This window comes from Levilactobacillus muriae (assembly GCF_045862015.1).
GTDB lineage: Bacteria > Bacillota > Bacilli > Lactobacillales > Lactobacillaceae > Levilactobacillus > Levilactobacillus muriae.
Genome location: NZ_BAAFRU010000046.1, coordinates 1 through 4,176, shown reverse-complemented (window position 1 = coordinate 4,176; position 4,176 = coordinate 1). Strand labels below are relative to the sequence as shown.

The window sequence follows — 4,176 nt, the reverse complement described above, 5'->3', positions numbered from 1 at the left end:
GCCAAGTAACGACTGATGAGATCCTAGCAGCACTTGAACTAATTAATCAACGACCATTAAAAATACATCATCAACAGACTGCCATTGAAAGATTCCGGGCTTGTTCGGATTAAACTTGTAATTTGCCATTCCAAAAGTACTAGGCCCTTTTTGATAACAAAAAAAGGCATCTAAGCCTCCCTAGTGCTATGCTTTAAGCGACGAAACTCAAAGGTTGGGGCGCTGATGGGATTATGGTCAAGCTAACCGAAGGTACGGGTTATCTCAGTCCCAAGGCTGGTAACCAGATTGCTAATGGATTCAAAGTGTTTGATACCGTTGGGGTTTACCATTTCTTTCATGGTCGGGGAACGGCTGAAGCTCAATACTTTCTGGCTTGGGTGAAGAAGATGGGATTAGATAAGTCCACGGTATTAGCAATTGATGTTGAAGCACCCGACTTACCATATTCCATGACCAGCCAAGTTAACGTATTCCTTCGATACCTGATTAGTCACGGGTACAAGAATGTGATTACGTATGGATCGGGTTCATGGTTCAGCTCTGGCCGTATTAATCGGTCCCAGTTAGTTGATAAGGCAATCTGGGTGGCGGCTTATGGTGTCAGTCAACCGGGAGTTAATGATGCCAACGCTTGGCAATATACCGATAACTGGCATGGGGTAGATTGCAGTCATGACTTCGATGGTAAGCTTTCAGGTAGGGATACCAAGGTAACCCCTAAGAAAGCCTCATACTGGGCTGATAATGGCCTGTACGAAGTGATTACCAGTGAGGTTAACGTTTATGGTAAGCCAGCCTTAGACAAGGCTGATAAGCGCCGTATTCACTTCTCCAAGGGGAGTACCATTTATGGTAAAGCGGTCAAGTACGGTAAGGTGTACCGGATTAAGACTGACGTTGGTTACATCTCAGCTAATAAGGACTATGTAAAGCTGGTTAGAAAGTCGGGTGGTAAGTAATGACCTTTGATCGTTGGATTGAATTAATCACCTTGGCTTTTGCTGTAGTTGCAGGTATCTATGCGGCTTTGATGGTTGTCATGAAGCCCTTCACGGATCGGCTGCAAGACATTGCTCAAAGTATGAAGGATAGCAGCCAGCGAATTGAGCGTCTGTTTGATTCGCAAAATACGCTGCGTGAAGATTTTATCGCTAGCAGAAGCGAGCACAAAGTTATCAACGAACGCTTAGACAATGTTGAAGGCGATGTACGTGAACTGAAAAGTAAATAGTGATAAACTAAGTTTTATCCAGGTACTATTTGTAAACTGAAAAGGCCACTCATCTCTTACGAGGTGGGTGGCTTTTTTTAGTGAGTTGAGTGACATTTTCAATTGATTGCTATATAATTGATACGTCTTAATTAGACACAAACATTCCCCTAAATAATGTTTGTATAGATTGGCTTCGAAAAAGCCCCCTACTTCGCATAGTAGAGGGCTTTTTTGCGTGCATTCTGCTTCATTTAAACGGACAAGTATACGTTTAAAAGTTGAACGTGTTGCCTGAGGACGCGTGATTATTTACTTTTTAGTTTATAGTCAAGCTTATCCTTTGTTTCCATCATCGATACCAATTCATCGTAAGTATCGCGTGTTTGGGGAGTTAGTGACTCAAGATAACTTTCAATCATTAAAGAAACCATTTCACTAGCTGAACGCTTATCAGCTGTTGCTTTAGACAAAGCCAAAACGGCGTTTCTGGTATGATTATCAACTCGCATGTTTACATCGAAGGTAGGAATTTTTTCCGCACTATCTTCGCCAAAGCCTGCTTGCTTTCTAGAAATTGATGATACATTTACGTTTACCTTCTTATCAGGACTTTTTACCTGATCATCATTACCGTGTTTCAAAAGTCCCCCCATATTATTCTGCCTCCAATCTAGATACTAATTCAGTAGCAACAGCCGTATATGTGCTGTGAGTAGCTTTATCCCAAACAGAACGACTGCTTTCAGTGATTCCAGTAAGGTCATATCTCTTTACTCTTTCCATAGCAGTAATGACATTTTCAAATATGTTGTCTTCCCCAAATTCTTCTACGGCCTGTTTAAGAACGGCATTGTCAATAATTGATTGCCCTTTTGTAAGAACTGGAAGAATACCTGCTACATCTACTTTTGCTCCAAATTCGTCAATTAAATTCGTTTGTAAATAGCTTAAGAAACTTTTTGCTCCCAGCAATGCTCTTTGCTGAGTTTGTAACATAACAACGATCCAGTCGCAGCACATAAAAACGTTATCGTTTGTTAAACTCATTGTAGGGCTTACATCAAGAAACACGAAGTCGAATTTGCTAGATATATTTGACAAAGAGTTTTTAAGATAGCTGACTTTAGCTTTTTCATCAATGTCTTGTTTATCAACCCACCGACTGAATAAGTTCATATCAGCAGCAGCTGGTATTAAGTCAAGACCGTTCTTAATGTTAATGATGCCGTCATTTAAGTCTTTTCCGTTAATTAGTAATGCAAAAAGAGATGGATCAATTGTGATGTTGGAATTTTCGTGACTTTTTGTTTTTATCATTAAATCAGTTAGGTTTGCTTGAGGGTCACAATCTACCATAAGCACTTTATATCCCATATTTGATAATTCCCAACTTATTAAGGCTGTAGTAGATGTTTTACCAGTACCACCCTTTTCATTGGCGCAACTAATTATCATTTTTTAAAATTCCTCCATTCGTACACGGTACACGGTGTACTGTGTTATGTGTACAGTGTACCGTACTCAGTACACGATGTACAGGAAAAAATCCTTAACCATTGAATGCGGAATGACGGCTTTTTTATTAAATTATTTAAGTGTACAGTACACAGTACCCAATACACAGTGTACAGTGTACAAGATACAGTGTACTGTGTACGGTGTACTGTACACAAGAAAAATTGACCAAAGATTTGATAACTGATATAATGATAACCGTAGTCAAAATAGAACATAAAAAAACACCCACCAACAGCCATTGGTGAGCGCCACAATAAATGTCATTCGATTAATGACTATTATATCATGGCCGGTGCGATTTTTAAAGCCCTAGGGGACAAGCTGGGGTCTAAATCCAAGGGGACACGTTTGCCAGTGCGACTTCAATAAGTCTGGCTATACCACAACAAGGTTATCTGTACGGCTGGGTGGTGAATGGTGAGCGCGACCATTAACGGCGCGGGTGGTAAAACGAAGCTTCGGCTTGGTGCCATTGATTAGTTGGTGATCGAACAAACATAAATACGTATCGTCAACGCCTACTAGGGCGTTTTTTAGTAGGTTAAACCGAAAACGTAGGTTTATAATGAGTGGTGGTAGCAATACCGCAATTGTACAGACAAGCGACGGGCGTTAACGACCGACGAACTAAGGGGAAACTTTTAGTAGTAGAATTGTACTCTGGTTCAGTTATTCCAAATAGCTGTTTCCAGGGAACAATTCTGCGCTCAAAACGTCACTCCCTCTAAACTGAATGGAAAACCGTAACCCGTCAAGACAAATATAAAGAAAAAAAGAAAGTTGGTGGAATTGTTGGAATGTAAGGATTACATTGTTCCATTGAATCCAGATGTGATCGTTAAGAAGACAATCTATCGGAGTTCTGCAAGAATTACTGATCGACAAAGGAACCAAGTGAAGAGAGTTTTGCGTAGTCAAGGGTATCAGGGAAGAATTAGTAGTATTCGATATACTCGGGTAAATTACAAGTATTCCTTTAAAGTATCCGTGAAGTATCAGGGGAGTGTCGGTAAGTTTTTGGTTAATGGTAGATTGTAAAATTAATCCGAACGCTGTTCGGACAAAAAGATCAGCCTTCTCTAAAATGGTGTTTACCACAAACCCATCTTTTAGGAGCTGATCTTTTGTCTAGGGTCTGTCCAATATCCAAATGGGTGGTCGGCTGAACCGATCACCGTCCACAATTTCTTATGAAGTATCTCGATGTAAACCTTATCAGGCTGAATTAGCACAAACAGATGCCGAATATAAGCGGTCACAATGTGGTCGAAAGGTAGATTGTAAAATTAATCCGAACGCTGTTCGGACAAAAAAGATCAGCTTCCTTTAAAATGGTGTTTACCACAAACCCATCTTTTAGGAGCTGATCTTTTGTCTAGTATAACCTATTCCGAACGAATTAAAATCGAAACCTTTTGTGAACTAGGGCTGTCCAATATCCA

General features: G+C 40.3%; 3 protein-coding genes and 3 pseudogenes. 4 read left to right on the top strand and 2 right to left on the bottom strand.

The annotated features are described in order from the left end of the window. The 3 genes and pseudogenes from ACKTSF_RS14180 to ACKTSF_RS14170 all read left to right on the top strand — a co-directional run. Positions 1 to 113, top strand: a pseudogene (locus tag ACKTSF_RS14180) (IS30 family transposase); the annotation flags it as partial. 105 nt (positions 114 to 218) lie between these two features. Next, positions 219 to 962: pseudogene (locus ACKTSF_RS14175) on the top strand (GH25 family lysozyme); the annotation flags it as partial. Continuing rightward, a complete protein-coding gene (locus ACKTSF_RS14170; protein WP_047021762.1) occupies positions 962 to 1,234 on the top strand; it encodes a hypothetical protein in 273 nt (90 codons plus the stop codon). The pseudogene ACKTSF_RS14175 and the gene ACKTSF_RS14170, both read left to right, overlap by 1 nt. A gap of 287 nt (positions 1,235 to 1,521) precedes the next feature. Here ACKTSF_RS14170 and ACKTSF_RS14165 read toward each other — a convergent pair whose 3' ends face one another. After that, positions 1,522 to 1,869 carry a DUF5388 domain-containing protein gene (locus ACKTSF_RS14165; RefSeq protein WP_020090523.1) on the bottom strand — a complete coding sequence of 116 codons (348 nt, stop codon included), beginning with the start codon at positions 1,867 to 1,869 and terminating at the stop codon, positions 1,522 to 1,524. A 1-nt stretch (position 1,870) separates the two neighbouring features. After that, complete coding sequence (locus ACKTSF_RS14160; RefSeq protein ID WP_047021761.1) at positions 1,871 to 2,671, bottom strand: ParA family protein; 801 nt, start codon at positions 2,669 to 2,671, stop codon at positions 1,871 to 1,873. A 1,198-nt stretch (positions 2,672 to 3,869) separates the two neighbouring features. Between ACKTSF_RS14160 and ACKTSF_RS14155 the strand changes: the two are divergent. Further along, positions 3,870 to 4,007: pseudogene (locus ACKTSF_RS14155) on the top strand (IS30 family transposase); the annotation flags it as partial. Between the last annotated feature and the right edge of the window lie 169 nt (positions 4,008 to 4,176).